The sequence below is a fragment of the Frigoribacterium sp. 2355 genome, assembly GCF_054060695.1.
Window position 1 is genome coordinate 16,510 of sequence record NZ_JBSSDL010000001.1, and the last position, 16,205, is coordinate 32,714.

The 16,205-nt window shown below is 71.6% G+C and carries 18 protein-coding genes; 10 read left to right on the forward strand and 8 right to left on the reverse strand.

The annotated features are described in order from the left end of the window. Positions 1 to 11 precede the first annotated feature (11 nt). Entirely contained in the window at positions 12 to 1,055 is a 1,044-nt protein-coding gene (locus ACVJ1F_RS00105) for an LLM class flavin-dependent oxidoreductase (RefSeq protein WP_456884041.1), read from the reverse strand. Positions 1,056 to 1,121: 66 nt separating this feature from the next. On the opposite strand from ACVJ1F_RS00105, the gene ACVJ1F_RS00110 reads away from it, so the two are divergent. Continuing rightward, positions 1,122 to 1,523: a hypothetical protein gene (locus ACVJ1F_RS00110; protein WP_056044973.1), complete on the forward strand. Its 402-nt coding sequence runs from the start codon at positions 1,122 to 1,124 to the stop codon at positions 1,521 to 1,523. Between the two features lie 255 nt (positions 1,524 to 1,778). Then, positions 1,779 to 2,396 (forward strand): TetR/AcrR family transcriptional regulator, encoded by a 618-nt coding sequence (locus ACVJ1F_RS00115; RefSeq protein WP_456884043.1) that lies wholly within the window; start codon positions 1,779 to 1,781, stop codon positions 2,394 to 2,396. 12 nt (positions 2,397 to 2,408) lie between these two features. Here ACVJ1F_RS00115 and ACVJ1F_RS00120 read toward each other — a convergent pair whose 3' ends face one another. Next, the gene (locus ACVJ1F_RS00120; RefSeq protein ID WP_123569994.1) at positions 2,409 to 3,731 is read right to left on the reverse strand and encodes an MFS transporter; all 1,323 of its coding nucleotides are present in this window, start codon (positions 3,729 to 3,731) and stop codon (positions 2,409 to 2,411) included. 141 nt (positions 3,732 to 3,872) lie between these two features. On the opposite strand from ACVJ1F_RS00120, the gene ACVJ1F_RS00125 reads away from it, so the two are divergent. From ACVJ1F_RS00125 to ACVJ1F_RS00140, 4 genes are all read left to right on the forward strand, one after another. Continuing rightward, on the forward strand, positions 3,873 to 4,730 hold the full coding sequence (locus ACVJ1F_RS00125) for a LysR substrate-binding domain-containing protein (protein WP_043594893.1): 858 nt from the start codon (positions 3,873 to 3,875) through the stop codon (positions 4,728 to 4,730). 82 nt (positions 4,731 to 4,812) lie between these two features. Next, on the forward strand, positions 4,813 to 5,217 hold the full coding sequence (locus tag ACVJ1F_RS00130) for a DoxX family protein (protein ID WP_456884045.1): 405 nt from the start codon (positions 4,813 to 4,815) through the stop codon (positions 5,215 to 5,217). Between the two features lie 112 nt (positions 5,218 to 5,329). Beyond that, entirely contained in the window at positions 5,330 to 6,799 is a 1,470-nt protein-coding gene (locus ACVJ1F_RS00135; protein WP_456884047.1) for an NCS2 family permease, read from the forward strand. A gap of 144 nt (positions 6,800 to 6,943) precedes the next feature. After that, a complete protein-coding gene (locus tag ACVJ1F_RS00140; RefSeq protein ID WP_159826753.1) occupies positions 6,944 to 7,426 on the forward strand; it encodes a VOC family protein in 483 nt (160 codons plus the stop codon). A gap of 31 nt (positions 7,427 to 7,457) precedes the next feature. On the opposite strand, the gene manD is transcribed toward ACVJ1F_RS00140, so the two are convergent. The 3 genes from manD to ACVJ1F_RS00155 form a co-directional block, all read right to left on the reverse strand. Further along, positions 7,458 to 8,696 (reverse strand): D-mannonate dehydratase ManD, encoded by a 1,239-nt coding sequence (gene manD, locus ACVJ1F_RS00145; RefSeq protein WP_456884049.1) that lies wholly within the window; start codon positions 8,694 to 8,696, stop codon positions 7,458 to 7,460. A 136-nt stretch (positions 8,697 to 8,832) separates the two neighbouring features. Beyond that, positions 8,833 to 9,693 (reverse strand): aldo/keto reductase, encoded by an 861-nt coding sequence (locus ACVJ1F_RS00150; RefSeq protein ID WP_456884051.1) that lies wholly within the window; start codon positions 9,691 to 9,693, stop codon positions 8,833 to 8,835. After that, the gene (locus ACVJ1F_RS00155) at positions 9,690 to 10,508 is read right to left on the reverse strand and encodes an EI24 domain-containing protein (protein ID WP_456884053.1); all 819 of its coding nucleotides are present in this window, start codon (positions 10,506 to 10,508) and stop codon (positions 9,690 to 9,692) included. The genes ACVJ1F_RS00150 and ACVJ1F_RS00155 overlap by 4 nt, the downstream gene beginning before the upstream one ends. Before the next feature lie 121 nt (positions 10,509 to 10,629). Between ACVJ1F_RS00155 and ACVJ1F_RS00160 the strand changes: the two genes are divergently transcribed. Beyond that, positions 10,630 to 11,634: an aldo/keto reductase family protein gene (locus ACVJ1F_RS00160; protein WP_056044991.1), complete on the forward strand. Its 1,005-nt coding sequence runs from the start codon at positions 10,630 to 10,632 to the stop codon at positions 11,632 to 11,634. A 94-nt stretch (positions 11,635 to 11,728) separates the two neighbouring features. Here ACVJ1F_RS00160 and ACVJ1F_RS00165 read toward each other — a convergent pair whose 3' ends face one another. The 3 genes from ACVJ1F_RS00165 to ACVJ1F_RS00175 all read right to left on the reverse strand — a co-directional run bounded on the left by ACVJ1F_RS00165 (position 11,729) and on the right by ACVJ1F_RS00175 (position 14,199). Continuing rightward, complete coding sequence (locus tag ACVJ1F_RS00165; protein WP_192123723.1) at positions 11,729 to 12,277, reverse strand: YbhB/YbcL family Raf kinase inhibitor-like protein; 549 nt, start codon at positions 12,275 to 12,277, stop codon at positions 11,729 to 11,731. Positions 12,278 to 12,350: 73 nt separating this feature from the next. Next, positions 12,351 to 13,214, reverse strand: a complete 864-nt coding sequence (locus ACVJ1F_RS00170) for an aldo/keto reductase (RefSeq protein ID WP_056044995.1) — start codon at positions 13,212 to 13,214, stop codon at positions 12,351 to 12,353. A 13-nt stretch (positions 13,215 to 13,227) separates the two neighbouring features. After that, the gene (locus tag ACVJ1F_RS00175) at positions 13,228 to 14,199 is read right to left on the reverse strand and encodes an aldo/keto reductase (protein ID WP_456884056.1); all 972 of its coding nucleotides are present in this window, start codon (positions 14,197 to 14,199) and stop codon (positions 13,228 to 13,230) included. A gap of 62 nt (positions 14,200 to 14,261) precedes the next feature. Between ACVJ1F_RS00175 and ACVJ1F_RS00180 the strand changes: the two genes are divergently transcribed. From ACVJ1F_RS00180 to ACVJ1F_RS00190, 3 genes are all read left to right on the forward strand, one after another. Then, positions 14,262 to 14,669: a TIGR02611 family protein gene (locus tag ACVJ1F_RS00180; protein WP_456884058.1), complete on the forward strand. Its 408-nt coding sequence runs from the start codon at positions 14,262 to 14,264 to the stop codon at positions 14,667 to 14,669. A gap of 70 nt (positions 14,670 to 14,739) precedes the next feature. Beyond that, the gene (locus ACVJ1F_RS00185; protein ID WP_123570004.1) at positions 14,740 to 15,687 is read left to right on the forward strand and encodes a J domain-containing protein; all 948 of its coding nucleotides are present in this window, start codon (positions 14,740 to 14,742) and stop codon (positions 15,685 to 15,687) included. 90 nt (positions 15,688 to 15,777) lie between these two features. Further along, complete coding sequence (locus tag ACVJ1F_RS00190; protein WP_285063381.1) at positions 15,778 to 16,164, forward strand: VOC family protein; 387 nt, start codon at positions 15,778 to 15,780, stop codon at positions 16,162 to 16,164. Positions 16,165 to 16,205: the final 41 nt, after the last annotated feature.

Consider the following 16,205-nt stretch of genomic DNA (forward strand, 5'->3'; position numbering starts at 1 on the left):
GGAGGCGCGGCTCAGCTCGCGCGGGCCAGGTTCGGCACCCAGCCGAACGCCGGGGCGACGTGGTCCGCCACCGTCTGCAGCAGACGGGCGTTGTAGGCGACCCCCAACTGGTTGGGCACCGTCAGCAGGATCGTGTCGGCGTCCCGGACTGCGGCGTCGGCGGCCAACTGCTCGGCGATGACGTCGGGTTCGCCCACGTAGCTCTTGCCGAAGCGTGACTGCACGCCGTCGAGCAGACCGACCTGGTCCTGCGAGTCGGCCTGGGCGCGGACGCCGAAGTAGCGACGGTCCTCGTCGGTGGTGATCGGGATCACGCTGCGGCTGACGGACACCCTCGGCTCACGGGCGTGCCCGGCGGCGCGGTAGGCCTCCCGGTACAGCGCGATCTGCTCGGCCTGCAGCTCGTCGAAGGGCACCCCCGTGTCCTCGGTCAGGAGGGTGCTGCTCATCAGGTTCATGCCCTGCTCGCCGGTCCAGACGGCCGTCGACCGGCTGCCGGAACCCCACCAGATGCGCTCGCCGAGGCCGGGGGAGTGCGGCTCGATCGAGAGCCCGTGCGACCAGCCGGTCATCCTGGGGTCCGACTCGGCGACGTCGGCGCCGTCGATCGCCGCCCGGAACGCCTCGGTGTGCCGGCGGGCGAGGTCGGCGTCGCTCTCGCCGTCGAGGGGGACGTGGCCGAAGGCCTCCCAGCCCCGCAGGGCGGGCTCGGGTGATCCGCGGCTGACGCCGAGCTGCAGACGCCCCGCGCTGATCAGGTCGGCGGCCGCCGCCTGCTCGGCCATCGAGAGCGGGTTCTCGTAGCGCATGTCGATCACGCCGGTGCCGAGTTCGATGCGGGTCGTCCGCGCGGCCATCGCCGCGAGCAGCGGGAACGGGTTGGCGGCCTGGCGCACGTAGTGGTGCACGCGCACGGCGGCCACGTCGACGCCGATCTCCTCCGCGGCCTCGGCCAGCTCGATCGACTGGACCAGCGCCTCCCGGGCGGTCGGCGTCGCCGAGCCCCGCACGTCCTGGTAATGGCCGAACGACAGGAACCCGATGCGCTTCTTCATGACCGGGCGAACCCCCGACGTCGCCCGGCCATTCCGTCGGGCGGCCGTGCTGGGTAGCGTGGTGCCGTGGAGAACCGCTTTCGCATCGACGGTGACGACCTCGGCATCGACCTGCGCGCCTCCTCGGTCACGCTCGGAGATGACGGCGTCGTGGACGCCCGCATCGTCGCGGGTCGGGTGCCCGAGGTCGCGGACTGGTCCGACGAGCCGCCGTCGCTGGTGTTCCGTGACGTGCCCGTGAAGTTCGACGGTGCCACCTTCGGCGCCACGGTCGACGACGACCTGCTCGACGAACACGAGATCGTCTTCCGGCTCGGCGAGAACCTCGACGTGCACGGGGTGCTCAGCCTAGGTGCCGGCGACCGGCTGCGCTTCGTGGGCACCACGCACGTCTCGGGCGAGCCGAAGGCCTGGCGCCTCGACGTCTCGATCGGCTTCGGCGGATCGGCGCGGCGCACCGCGATCTGACGCGGCTCGCGGTCGACGCCGGGAGGCGCGGGTCGTGCCCCTTCGACGGCTTCCGACCGGGAGTGGGTTGCGGGGTGCGCGACCGGCCTGGGGACGTGGTGAGGGTCGGACGGTCGCGCACCCGCGCGTTCTCCTGATGCTTCGGGTTCACCAGGCGATCACGATGGTAGCGCCTGGATACCCGTCGGTATGCGCCTTCTCCGGGGGCGGCGCGGGTGACTTCTGAGGATCACCCGCACCCGTTAGGGTCGCAGCATGGCCACCACCTCCGGGGCTCCGATTCCCCGCATCCCACGAGTCGAGGTCAAGCAGCGGCTGCTCGACGCGGCGGCCGAGCTGTTCTCCCGACGCGGGGTGCACGCGACCACCCTGGACGACGTCGCGCGGGCCGCCGGGTTCAGCAAGGGTGCGGTCTACTCGAACTTCTCGTCGAAGGACGACCTGGTCCGCAGCCTCATGCGTCGCGAGACCGACGGCGCGCTCGGCGCCCTCGAGGGCATGTTCTTCCCGGGCACCTCGCTCGACCAGCTGCCCGAGAAGATCGGCACGGCGTTCGCGCCCTACGGCCCCGGGCAGGTCGAGGACTTCGCGTTGATGAGCGAGTTCCGCGCGCACGCCCTCTCGCACCCCGAGGTGATGGCCGACTTCGTCCGTCAGCGCCGCGAGGTGCTCGACGCCCTGCACGGGCTCGTCGAGGAGGTCTTCAAAGGGCAGACCGTCCCCGTGACCGGGCTCGAACCGCGGACGCTCGCCCGCGTCCTCATCTGCATCACGCTGGGCGTCGCCTTCGACTGGCCCGCCACGGGTGAGCAGGCGGCCGGCGACCTCATGGGCGACGTCGTCGCCGCCCTCACCCGCGGCGTGACCCCCTGACGCCCGCCCGGCCTAGCGCTGCTCGATCGTGACGACGGGCACGTGCCAGCGGGTCCGCACCTGCAGGGTCAGCTGACCCCGCCGGGCGAGCACCAAGGCCGTCACGGCGGCGGCGACGGCCGGCACGCCGCCCGAGACGATCATGCCTACGTGCGTGCCGAAGGTCTCGACGATCACGCCCATCAGTGGTCCGCCGATCGCCTGGCCGCCGAGCAGCACGAGGATGTACAGCGACATCACGCGCCCCCGGATCGCGATGTTGCTCGACATCTGCACCAGCTGGTTCGCGGCCGTCAAGAACAGCAACGACGCGAGCCCGACGCCGACGAGGACGACGGCGAACGGCACGAGCGAGGGCATGGAGCCGGCGACGGCCTGCAGCACGCCGGTGACGAGCACGCCCAGCACGATGGTGCGCAGCCGGATCGTCGCGCGCCGCGTCGACAGCAGGGCGCCGGTCAGGGCCCCGACGGCGATCATCGAGTTGAACAGGCCGTACCCGCCGGGCCCCACGTCGTAGACGTCGGCCGCGAACGACGCGAGCAGCACGGGCATCGTGAGGCCGAACACGGCGTAGACGCCGACGAGCAGCACCGGCACGACGATGGTCGGCTTCGAGCGGGCGTAGGCGAGGCCCTGCCGCAGCTGGCCGCGGCCTCGTGCCGACGAGGCGACCCGGGTCATCTGCGCGGTCCGCAGCATCGTCAGCATCACGACGACCACGAGGCAGGCGACGCCGTTGACGACGAACGCCCACCCCGCGCCGACCGCCAGCAGCAGCACGCCGGCGATCGCGGGGCCCACCATGCCGCCCAGCTGGAACACGCTCGAGTTGACGCTGATCGCGTTGCGGAGGTGGGTGTGACCGACGAGCTCGGTGACGATCACCTGTCGGGCCGGGTTGTCGACGACGGTGACGAGGCCCGTGGCGAAGGCGATGGCGAAGACGTGCCAGGCCTCGACGACGCCCGCCAGGGTCAGGGCGGCGAGCCCCAGGCTGAGCACGGCGAACACGCTCTGCGTGACGAGCATGAGGGCGCGCTTCGAGAAGCGGTCGACGATGACCCCGCCGAGCAGGCCGAAGAACAGCATCGGGGCGAACTGCATCGCCACGGTGATGCCCACGGCGGTGGCGCTGCCGGTCAGTTCGAGCACGAGCCAGTCCTGGGCGATGCGCTGCATCCACCCGGCGGTCATCGCCACGACGTTGCCGGCCGTCCAGAGACGGAAGTTCGGCACGCTGAGGGCGATGAAGGTGTGCCGCCACGGCGGGCGGGTCGTGCTGATCGGGAGCGGGGCGGTCGGGGGGAAGTCGGTGCGGGGCGGGGCGGACATCACGTTCCTGCGCTGGTGGTTCGGTTCACGGTCTGCACCAACGGTAGGGCCGGCCTGGTCATTCGGACCCCGGTGGGGGATGATCAATCACATTGGCTTCGTGAATGACGAGGCCCGAGACCCTTCGACGGAGGAGGCGCGGTGTACGACCCCACGCTGCTCGCGACGTTCCTCGTCGTGGCCGAGACGCGCAGCTTCACCCGGGCCGCGCAGCGCCTCGGCATCAGCCAGCCGACGGTCAGCCAGCAGGTCGGCCGGCTCGAGAAGGCCGCGGGCCGCACGCTCGTCGCCCGCGACACCCGGGACGTCCGACTGACCGACAACGGCGACGCCATGGCCGGCTTCGCGCGCACGATCCTCGCCGCGCACGCCGCGGCCGAGAGCTACTTCAGCGGCTCGGCCATGCGGGGCCGCCTGCGCTTCGGCGCCGCCGACGACCTCGCCATCACCCAGCTGCCGCGCATCCTGCGCCACTTCCGCCAGCTCTACCCGCAGATCAACCTCGAGCTGACCGTCAACCAGTCCGCGCCGCTGCGCCGTCGACTGGCCGCGGGGCACCTCGACCTGATCTTCGTGAAGCAGACCGCGGGCGAGTCCGACGAGGGCACGCGGGTCGCGGGCGACGCCATGGTCTGGATCGGCCAGGAGAAGCTCGTCGTCGAACCCGGCCAGCCCGTGCCGCTCATCGCCTACCAGGCGCCCAGCCTGAGCCGCCAGATGGCCATCGACGCCCTCGAGCGCGCCGGCCGCACCTGGCGGATCACCTGCAACACCCGTGACGTCAACGGCGTCCTCGCCGCCGTGCGGGCCGGCATGGGGGTCGCCGTGTTCCCGTTCTCGCTGATCCCCACCGACCTCGTCAAGGTCAGCGACCGGTTCTCGCTGCCCACCCTCGGCGACGTCGACTACGTGCTCGTCGCCAACCCGGGTGCCGCCCGTGAACCCGTCGACGCCCTCATGTCGGCCATCACCAGCCGGGGCGTCAGCCGCGCCGTCTGACCCGGTCCGACGGGACGCACCGGTCAGCCACTCCGGCGCGCCGCCCCCGCCCGACCCCGGGAGGCGCGCGCAAGATGGTCGCATGAGTCACCGCCCCACACGCCGTCAGAAGTCCGCCGCCCGTCGGGACGCCCGCGTCCTCGCCGCGATCCTGGGCGGTTCCGGCCTCCTGCACCTCGCCACACCCGCGGTCTACGACGCGGTCGTCCCGAGGAGCGTCCCGGGGCCGGCCCGCTTCTGGACGATCGGCTCCGGTCTCGCCGAGGTCGGCATCGCCGCCGCCCTCCTCGCCCCGCGCACGCGTCCGGTCGGCGGGCTCGCCGCCGCCGCGCTCTTCGTCGCCGTCTTCCCGGCCAACGTCTCGATGGCCCTCCGCGCCCTGACGAGCGAGCGGGCCACGACGGCTCGCCGGGCCGTCACCCTCGTGCGGCTGCCGTTGCAGGTGCCCCTGGTGACGCGCGCGCTCGGCGTGCACCGCGCCTCCTAGGCGTCCGGGCGCGTCGCGGTCGCGGGGCGGGGCCGTTGCTGGGTGCACCCTGGGCACGCCCTATCCTGTTCTCTTCCCCCTCGACATCCGATCTCACCGGAGACGCATCGCCATGGCCACGAACGCCCCCGTCACCACCCCGCCGAGACCCGGAGTCGGGGGCACCCTCGACCGGTTCTTCGAGATCACCCATCGCGGCTCGACCTGGGCCCGCGAGATCCGGGGCGGCGTCGTCACCTTCGTCACGATGGCGTACATCGTCATCCTGAACCCGTTGATCCTCGGCGGCTTCAGTGCCGACCAGGCCGCCAAGGACGTCGCCGGCAACTGGCTGCAGAACGGTCAGGTGGGCGCGGTCACGGCCCTCACCGCCGGCGTCATGACGATCCTCTTCGGAACCGTCGCGCGCCTCCCGTTCGCGTTCGCCGCCGGACTCGGCATCAACTCGTTCCTGGCCGTCAACGTCGTGCAGGACGTCACCTGGCCCGAGGCCATGGGTCTCGTGGTGATCAACGGGCTCGTCATCACGATCCTCGCCGTGACCGGTCTGCGCAGCATGATCTTCACCGCGGTGCCCGCCGCGCTCAAGACCGCGATCACGGTCGGCATCGGCCTGTTCATCGCCTTCATCGGCCTGGTCGACTCGGGCTTCGTGCGCACCAGCGGGACGTCGTCGCCGCCGCTGCAGCTCGGTGACTCCGGCTCGGTGGCGACCCTCCCGACCATCACCTTCGTCATCGGCCTGCTCGTCATCGGCGTGCTGATGGCCCGCAAGGTGCGGGGGGCGATCTTCATCGGCATCGTCGCGTCCACCGTCATCGCCATCGCCCTGCAGGCGATCTTCCAGGTGCCGCCGTCGAACGGCCAGAACCTCGACGACTGGAACCTCAACGCCCCCGTGCTGCCCACCCAGATCGTGGCCCTGCCCGACCTCTCGCTGGTCGGCCAGTTCAGCTTCGGGGCCTTCGCCCGCATCGGCGTGCTGTCGGGGGTCATGCTGGTCTTCACGCTCGTCTTCACCAACTTCTTCGACGCCATGGGCACGATGACCGGCCTGGCCAAGGCCGGCGACGTCGCGGACGCCGACGGCACCTTCCCCCGGCTCCGTTCGGCCCTGATCGTCGAGGGCGTCGGCGCGGTCGCGGGCGGTGCGACGAGTTCGTCGTCCAACACCGTGTTCGTCGAGTCCGCCTCGGGCATCGGCGAAGGCGCCCGGACGGGCTTCGCCTCGGTCGTCACCGGTGCGCTGTTCCTGCTCGCCATGTTCTTCACGCCGCTGACCCAGGTCGTCCCGCTCGAGGTCGCCGCCTCGGCGCTCGTGATCGTCGGCGCGCTCATGGTGTCGCAGATCAGCCAGATCGACTGGACCGACTTCTCGATCGCCCTGCCGGTGTTCCTGACGATCATCACCATGCCGCTGACCTACTCGATCGCGAACGGCATCGGCGTCGGCTTCGTCAGCTGGGTGGTCGTGCGGGCGTTCGCGGGCAGGGCCCGCACGATCAGCCCCCTGCTCTGGGTCGTCGCGGCGGGGTTCCTGGTCTACTTCGTGCGCGGCCCGATCGAGGCGCTGATCGGCTAGGCATCCACCGGGACGTCACGACGTGCCGCTCGGCGTTCTGGCCGCGCGGTACGACGTGACGTCTCGTGCCACGATCCGCTCCGCAGTACGCTGACCGGCAGCAGGCGGCGACGGCGCCGCCTGCCCACCCCGAGGAGGCGCGTCATGCCCCGCATCACCCCCACGCTCTGGTTCGGTCGTGACGTCGAGACCGCAGCGGACTTCTACGTCACCCTGTTCCCGTCGTCGCGCGTCACCGACGTGTCGCGCTATCCCGACGACTTCCCCGACGCAGCCACGGCCGGTCAGGCCCTCGTCGTCGACCTCGAGCTCGACGGCCAGCCCTACCGCCTGCTGAACGGCGGCGACGGAGGGCCGAGGCCGACCGAGGCCACGTCGTTCTCGATCTCGGTCGAGACCCAGGACGAGCTCGACCACTACTGGGACGCCTTCGCGGCCGACGGCGGACAGGAGGGGCGGTGCGGCTGGGTGACGGACCGCTGGGGCTTCTCCTGGCAGGTCGTCCCGTCGGTGATGGACCGCTACCTCGGCGGGCCCGACCCCGAGGGCGCCGCCCGGGCCATGACCGCGATGATGGGCATGACGCGGTTGGTCATCGCCGAGCTGGCGGCGGCCTACGAGGGGTGACCGACGCGCTCGCCCGCGCCGCGCCTCCTCGTCACCAGTCGTGGACGGTCCCGTCCGCGAGGCGGTTGTAGGGCAGGTAGGCCTGCGCGTAGGGGTACGCCGCGGCGGCCCGCTCGTCCAGCTCGACCCCGATGCCGGGCTGCTCACCCGGGTGCAGCATGCCGTCCTCGAACGTGAAGCTCTGCTCGAAGACCTCGTCCGTCCTCGCGCCGTGCTTCATGTACTCCTGGATGCCGAAGTTGTGGATCGCGAGTCCGAGGTGCATCGCGGCCGCCATGCCGACCGGTGAGATGTCGGTCGGACCGTGCATGCCCGACTTGATCTGGTACTGCGAGGCGTACTCGAGCACCTTCTTGAGGTGGGTGATGCCGCCCGTGTGCGTGACGGCGCTGCGGACGTAGTCGATCAGCTGCTCGCGGATGATCTGCTGGTAGTCCCACACGGTGTTGAAGATCTCGCCGATGGCCAGCGGGGTCGTCGTGTGCTGCCGGACGAGTCGCAGGGCCTCGGAGTTCTCGGCCGGGGTGACGTCCTCGAGCCAGAAGAGGTCGAAGGGCTCCAGGCTCTTGCCGAGCCTCGCCGCCTGGATCGGCGTCATGCGGTGGTGACCGTCGTGCAGCAGGGGGATCTCGGGACCGAACTCGTTCCGCACCGCCTCGAACACGGTGGGCACGTGCCGCAGGTACGAGCGGGTGTCCCAGTCCTCCTCGTTCGGCAGGGCCCCGCGTTGGGCGGGCTCGTGGTCGTAGCGCACGCCGCTGTTGGCGTCGAAGGTGGCGTTCGAGGCGATGCCGTAGATCGACTTCAGGCCGGGCACCCCGGTCTGCACGCGGATGGCCTTGTAGCCCTGTTCCTGGTGGTCTCGGACGCTGTCGAAGAGCTCTTCGAGGTCCTTCCCCGAGGCGTGGCCGTAGGTCAGCAACCCCGTGCGCGAGGCTCCGCCGAGCAGCTGGTAGAGGGGCAGGCCGGCGACCTTGGCCTTGATGTCCCAGAGGGCGACGTCGACCGCGGCGATGGCGGCCATCGTGACCGGCCCGCGCCGCCAGTACGCGCTGCGGTAGAGGAACTGCCAGGTGTCCTCGATGCGAGCCGGGTCCCGCCCGATCAGCAGGGGCACGACGTGTTCGGTCAGGTAGGCGACGACGGCGAGTTCGCGCCCGTTCAGGGTGGCGTCGCCGAGGCCGGTGACGCCGTCGGAGGTCGTGATCTTCAGCGTCACGAAGTTGCGGTCGGGGCTGGTGACGATCACGTCGGCTCTGTCGATGATCATGCGGTGTCCTCTGGAGCTCGCGTCCGGGTGACGTCGATGTCACCCGGGCTGGTCCCTCCACTCTGGCGCATGCGCGAGCGCGAGGCGAGCCCGTCGGGCGCTTGCGCGGGCGCGAGGCGAGCCTGGGAGGCGCGGGTCAGCGCATCTCGAGCGGCACCCTGGTCGTCGGCGCGGGGAACGCGCGCTCGAGCTGCACGAACGCCTGGTCGTCGAGGTCGACGGCCAATGCGGCCGCGTTCTCGAGGGTGTGCCCGGCCGTGCCCGCCTTGACGGCGACCATGATGTCGGGCACGAGGCGCAGCACCCAGGCGAGGGCGAGTTGCGCCGACGAGACGCCGAGATCGGTCGCGACCTGCTCGAGCACGGGGTGACCGAGCAGCTCGCCGCCGTCGACGGGGGAGTACGAGGTGAGCGGCACGCCGTGCTCTCGCGCCCAGGGCAGCAGGTCGAACTCGGGTCCGCGACGGGCCAGGTTGTACAGGACCTGGTTCGTCTGGACGTTCTGGCCACCGGGCACCGAGAGCAGCTCGTGCAGGTCGTCGACGTCGAAGTTGCTGACGCCCCAGCCTCCGATCGCACCCTCGGCGACCAGCGCCTCCAGGGCCTCGACGGTCTCGGCGAGCGGGTGGCGCCCCCGCCAGTGCAGCAGGTAGAGGTCGAGGCGGTCGGTGCCCAGGCGCTCGAGGCTGGCGTGGCAGGCCTCGACCGTGCCCCGGCGCGAGGCGTTGCCCGGCAGCACCTTGCTCACCAGGAACACCTCGTCGCGCCGGCCCGCGATCGCCTCGCCGACCAGCTGTTCGGACCGCCCGCCGCCGTACATCTCGGCGGTGTCGATCATGGTCAGGCCGGCGTCGAGGCCGGCCCGCAGGGCGGCGACCTCGTCGGCGCGGCGCCGCGGGTCGTCGCCGATGTTCCAGGTGCCCTGGCCGAGGGCCGGGACGACGCGCCCGTCGGGCAGGGCGACGGCGGGATTGGTCGGAGTCGCGGGGGTGGTCATGCCGGGGGATGGTAGTCGTCGCGCGGGGAGGGTGTGACCGGCCCCGCCGTGGTCGGGCCCGCCGTGCTCGGCCCCGTCGTGACCTCGCGGGCCAGCAGGGTGGCCGCGGCGACGGCGGCCGGCATCACGAGCACGGCCCCGAGGGGGACGAAGAACAGGAGGTAGGTGGCGGTGCCCAGCCCCACGGTGCGCGCCCGGTTGACGGCGAGTCCACGGCGGCGCTCGGCGAGCGAGCGGCCCCGGGCGTCGAAGGCGTACCCGGTGAGCTCGACCGCTAGGAACCATCCGCCGGTCAGGGCGCCGAGCACGGGGACGACCGTCTGGCCGAGCACCGGAACGAACCCGCCGACGAACAGGAGGACGCCCACGCCGGCCGTGGCCAGCAGCAGTCGGAGCGAATCGCCGGCACTCCGGGCGAGCCTGCACCAGAAGCCCCGGTCGACGTCGGCCGGCGGGTCGCCCTCTCGCTCCTCGACGCGACGCCAGATGCGCTCGTAGAAGGGATCGCCGACGAGGAGCGTGACGGCGGTGATCGCGACGACCGCGAGCAGCACGGCCAGGGCCGCGACGGCCAGGCCGCCGCCGAGACGCACGAGGGTGCGGGACCACTCGGGCCATCCGTCGGCGAACGGCGTCAGGGTGCGGGCCAGGTCGTCGGCGGCGAGGCCCACGCCCACGAGGGCCGCGGCGAAGACCGCACCCACGACGAGGGCGGGCACCGCGCCCAGCAGCATCAGCCGCGGGGACGTCGCCCACAGGCGCAGGCCCCGGCCGAGCAGGCCCACCCCGCCGAAGAACTCCCCGATCACCGACACGGGGCGAGCGTACCGAGTGCCGGAGGCGCGGGTGCGGTCGGACGACGCGTCACGGCGCGGGGGCGGCGCGTAGCGTCGACGGCGTGCCGCATCGAGGCGGCACCACCGAGAAAGGTCGTCCATGAAGTTCAGGTACCTCGGCAACAGCGGGCTCAAGGTCAGCGAGCTCACCTACGGCAACTGGCTCACCCACGGGTCCCAGGTGGAGAACGACACGGCGACGCGCTGCGTCCGTGCGGCTCTCGACGTCGGCATCAGCTCGTTCGACACGGCCGACGTCTACGCGAACACGCAGGCCGAGACGGTGCTCGGCGAGGCGCTGAAGGGCGAGCGGCGCGAGTCGCTCGAGATCTTCACCAAGGTCTACGGTCCCACCGGGCCCAAGGGTCACAACGACACGGGCCTCAGCCGCAAGCACGTCACCGAGTCGATCAACGGGTCGCTGAAGCGCCTGCAGACCGACTACGTCGACCTCTACCAGGCCCACCGGTACGACGTCGAGACGCCCCTCGAGGAGACGATGGAGACCTTCGCCGACCTGGTCCGCCAGGGCAAGGTGCTCTACATCGGCGTCTCGGAGTGGAACGCCGAGCAGCTGCGCGAGGCGCACGCCCTGGCTCGCGAGCTGAAGATCCAGCTCGTCTCGAACCAGCCCGAGTACTCCCTGCTCTGGCGCGTCATCGAGGACGAGGTCGTCCCGGCCTCGGCCGAACTCGGCATCTCGCAGATCGTCTGGTCGCCCGTCGCCCAGGGCGTCCTGACCGGCAAGTACACCGTCGGCGCCGAGCTGCCCGCGGGCAGCCGGGCCACCGACCAGAAGGGCGGTGCGGGCATGATCGAACGCTGGATGCGCGACGACGTCCTCGACGCCGTGGCCCAGCTCGAGCCGATCGCGTCCGACCTGGGGCTGACCCAGGCGCAGCTGTCGCTGGCGTGGGTGCTGTCGAACGAGAACGTCGCCTCGGCGATCATCGGGGCGTCGCGTCCCGAACAGGTCGAGTCGAACGCGAAGGCGTCGGGCGTCACCCTCGAGGCGGACGTCCTGTCGCGCATCGAGTCGATTTTCGACGGCCTCGCCGAGACGGACCCGCGCAAGACGCAGATGCCGGCCGGCCGCGAAGCCTGATCGGCCGTCGCCCGACGCGACGACGCCCCGCCACGAGATCGTGGCGGGGCGTCGTCGTGCGTCGGCTCGGCGTGCGACCGCTCAGGCCCCGGGCTCAGGCCCCGGGGACCTCGAACGTCGCGGAGATCACCGCGCGGGCCAGCGTGTGGAAGTGCAGGTTGAAGCCGAGGTACGCCGGGCTGGCGGTCTCGTCCACCCCGATCTTCTCGACGTCGAGGGCGTGCACCGCGACGAAGTACGTGTGCGGTCCGTGGCCCTCGGGCGGTGCCGCACCGACGTAGCGGGCGAGCCCACCGTCGTTCTTCAGCTGGAGGGCCCCCTCGGGCAGGCCCGAGCCTTGGTCGTCACCCGCACCGGAGGGCAACGACGTCGTGTCGGCGGGGACGTCGGCCACGGCCCAGTGCCAGAAGCCCGAGCCCGTCGGGGCATAGGGGTCGTAGACCGTGACGGCATAGCTCTTGGTGCCCTCGGGGGCGCCGGACCAGCTCAGCTGGGGGCTGGCGTCGTCTCCGCCCGGGCCCATGATGCCGCTCACCTGCGCGCGCTGCAGTTCACCCCCGTCGGTGAGGTCCGTGCTCGAGAGCTCGAACCCGGGCACGATGCCGATGATGTCGTAGGGGCGGGTGAGGTTGGCGTCGGCCATGGCTGTCTCCTGTTCGTCGGGGATGGTCGTGACGGTGCGCCCGCCCCGAGGGGCGGGCGCACCGGGTGTGCGATCAGGCGGCGTCGAGCCGCTGGATCTCGTCGGTCGAGAGCTTGATCGACGTCGCCGTCGCCGAGTTCATGATCGTCTGCGGTCGGGTCGACCCCGGGATCGGGATGACGAGTTCGGACTTGGCGAGCTCCCAGGCGAGCGTCAGCACCTGCGGCGTGACCCGCCGGGCGTTGGCGATCTCGGCGAACACGGCGTGCTTCGCTCCGAGCTCACCGGCGTTCGTGATGCCGCCGAGGGGGCTCCACGGCAGGAACGCGATGCCCATCTCGTCGCACAGCGCGAGTTCCACCTCACTCGACCGGAACGCGGGCGAGTACTGGTTCTGCACCGACACGAGTCGGTCGTCCAGCACCTCGTTCGCTTCGCGGATCTGGTCGGGCGTGGCGTTCGAGATGCCCGCCATGCGGATGACGCCCTCGTCGAGCAGCTCCACCAGGGCGCCGATCGAGTCGGCGTAGGGCACCGCCGGGTCCGGTCGGTGGAACTGGTACAGCCCGATCGTCTCGACGCCCAGCCGTTTCGCCGAGGCCTTGGCGGCCTCCTTGAGGTAGGCCGGGTCGCCGTTCTGCGCCCACGCCCCCGCCTCGGGGCGGAGGTGTCCACCCTTCGTGGCGACGAGCACCTGGTCGGTGTCGGCGTGGTAGCTCTTCAGCGCCTTGGCGATGAGCAACTCGTTGTGCCCGACCTCGTCCTTGCCCGCCTGGTGGTAGGCGTCGGCCGTGTCGATCAGGGTGATGCCTTGCTCGAGTGCGGCGTGGATGGTCGCGATGCCCTGCTTCTCGTCGGGTCGGCCCTCGATCGACAGGGGCATGCCGCCCAGGCCGATCGCACTGACCGTCACGTCTCCGATTGTCCTGGTCTTCATGTCGTCCTCCGGTTCACCACGCGTAGTCCTCGGGCGACGTCTCGTGCCCGGGGAAGATCTCGTCCAGCCGCGCCAGCGCGGCCTCGTCCAGCTCGACGTCGACGGCGGCGACCGCCGACTCCAGTTGCGCCATGGTCCGCGGGCCCGTGATCGGCCCGGTGACGCCCGGCTGGTGCAGCAGCCAGGCGAGGGCGACCTCGCCGGGCGCGTGGCCCAACTCGCGGGCGAACGCCTCGTAGGCCTCGAGCTGGTCGCGGTGTTCGGCGACGTACTCCGCGCTCCGCCCCTCGAGTCGTCGTGAGCCCTCTTCGGTCTTCTCGATGACGCCGCCGAGCAGACCGCCGTTGAGCGGCGACCACGGGATCATCCCGAGACCGTAGTGACGGGCGGCGGGCAGGGTCTCGCGCTCGACGTCCCGCACGATCAGGTTGTAGATCGACTGTTCGCTCACGAGGCCGTTGAAGTGACGTGCCTTGGCGGCTTCCTGGGCCTGCGCGATGTGCCAGCCGGCGAAGTTGCTGCTGCCGACGTAGAGGACCTTGCCCTGCTGGACCGCGACCTCCATCGCCTGCCAGATCTCGTCCCACGGCGTCTCGCGATCGACGTGGTGGAACTGGTAGAGGTCGATGTGGTCGGTCTGCAGACGCGTCAGGCTCGCGTCGAGCGCCCGACGGATGTTGAGGGCGCTGAGCTTGCCGTCGTTGGGCCAGTCGCCCATGTCGCCGTACAGCTTCGTGGCGAGGACGGTCTTCTCCCGTCGCCCGCCCCCACGGGCGAACCACCGACCGATGATCTGCTCGGTGATGCCTTCGCCCTTCTCCCAGCCGTAGACGTTGGCCGTGTCGAAGAAGTTGACGCCGAGCTCGTGGGCCCGGTCCATGATCGCGTGGGAGTCGTCTTCCGTGGTCTGGGGCCCGAAGTTCATCGTGCCGAGGACGGCCCGTGAGACGGACAACCCTGTGCGTCCGAGGTGTGTGTAATCCATGTTCCCTGGCTACCCCCTCCCGGGCCGTGCTGCTCACAGGAACGCCCCCTAACGTCGCCGGCATGGACGAGCAGCCCGAGAGCCCGGACGGTGTGCCCCTCGACGAGCGTCGCGGGGCCGGTCCGCACCGCGGTGCTCGGCGCCGCGCACTGCGCGACGGTCACGCGAAGATGCGCCTGAGGCTCGACGCGCACCCTCGGCTCCGGTTGCTCTACAAGATCGGCGTCGGGGTGCTCGGAGCCCTGATCGTCGTCGTCGGCCTCATCCTGGTCCCGCTGCCCGGACCCGGTTGGCTCGTCGTCTTCCTCGGGGTCGCCGTGCTGGGCACGGAGTTCCCGGCCGCCCATCGCATCACCCTGTGGGTGCGTCGACTCGTCGGCCGCGCCCGTCTCCGGTGGCGGGCGTGGCGGGTCGCCCGGTCGGCGCGGCGGGCGTCGAGCGTCGAGCCCTCGGCCGCCCCGTCGCGGTGAAGCACAGGGCCCACACGGTCCCGGCGGCCGTCGACCGGACGTCCAGCGCACGTTCGGTAAAGTCGCCGTCGTGACGCCCAGCCCCGCCTCCGCCACGCCCTACGAGGTGCTCGGCGTGCCGTCGACGGCGTCGACCGACGACCTCCGTCGCGCCTATCGACGGCTGGCCCGCCAGACCCACCCCGACCTCGGCGGCACCGCGCAGGCGTTCCGTGACGTGCAGCACGCGTGGCAGCAGGTGGGCACGCCCGAGGCCCGCGCCTCCTACGACCAGGGGTCGGCATCCCGGAGCACCGCCCCCTCGGGCAGCGCGCGGTCCGCGGGTTCGAGCGCCCCCGGTTGGTCACCGCCGCCCCGGGAGCCGGCTCGCACCGATTCGAAGCCCAAGGCCCGGGTGCACGGCCACCCCGGTGGTGCGAACCGCGAGCGCTACCTCGGCCTGATGCGCGAGTGGGTCGGTCGGGGAGTCCCGCTCGACGATCCGTACGACGAGCGCCTCGTCCGGAGCGCGCCTCCCGAGATCCGTCACGTGCTCGCCGACGCGATGGCCGAAGAGGCCACCGTCGCGGCCGTCACCGACCTCGGCATCGGCTTCACCATCTGGAGCGACGTCGACGCGGGGGTCGAGGGCAAGCTCGACCACGTCGTGTTGGGGCCGTCGGGCCTCTTCGCCATCCAGTCCTCCGACTGGGGCAGCGAGGTGCAGGTGTCGCGCGGCGAGCTCGTCGGCAGGGGCATCCCCGCCGACGAGGAGCCCGTCCGCGACCTCACGCGTCAGGCCCGCGCCGTGCGACGGGAGACCCGCGTGTCGTTCACGGCCCAGTTGATCGTGGTGCCCGACGACGACTTCGGGCCCGCCCTCGAGAAGGTCGGGCGTCGTGCCGGGGGCACCTGGGTCGTGCGCCGCTCGCTGCTGCCGCAGGTCCTGCGTCACGGTCCCGAGCTCGGCGACCGCACGAGCATCTCGGACGTCTTCGAGGTCCGGGCCCGACTGCAGCAGGCCATCCGGTTCGTCTGACCGGGGCTGGCGCCCGGGCCCGTCAGGGTCCACGCTGGGGCGCGAGACGCCGGCGTCCGTCGGCCGTCCCGCGTCAGAGAGGGGCCATCCGTGTTCCGTCCTCGGTCCGGCTACTCCGGGTTCAGCGTCGACGACGTGGCGGCCGCCACGTCCTTCTACCGCGACGTCCTCGGCCTCGAGATCGAGGTCCTCGTCGACGGTCAGATGTTCCGCCTCCGCCTCCCGGGAGGCGCGGCGTGGGTGTTCGTGTACGGCAAGCCCGACCATGTCCCCGCGTCGTACACCGTCCTCAACCTCGTCGTCGACGACGTCGACGCCGCCCTCGACGAGCTGGCCGAGCGGGGCCTCGAACCGCTCCACCTCGGCGGGTACTCCGACGAGCGGGGCGTCATGCGGGGGCGCAGCGTCGACCTGGGCCCCGACATCGCCTGGTTCACCGACCCGGCGGGCAACGTCTTCTCCGTCCAGCAGCCCTGATCGCCCGGTCCGACGCGCGAGCCGGGGAGGCGCGGTGCCGG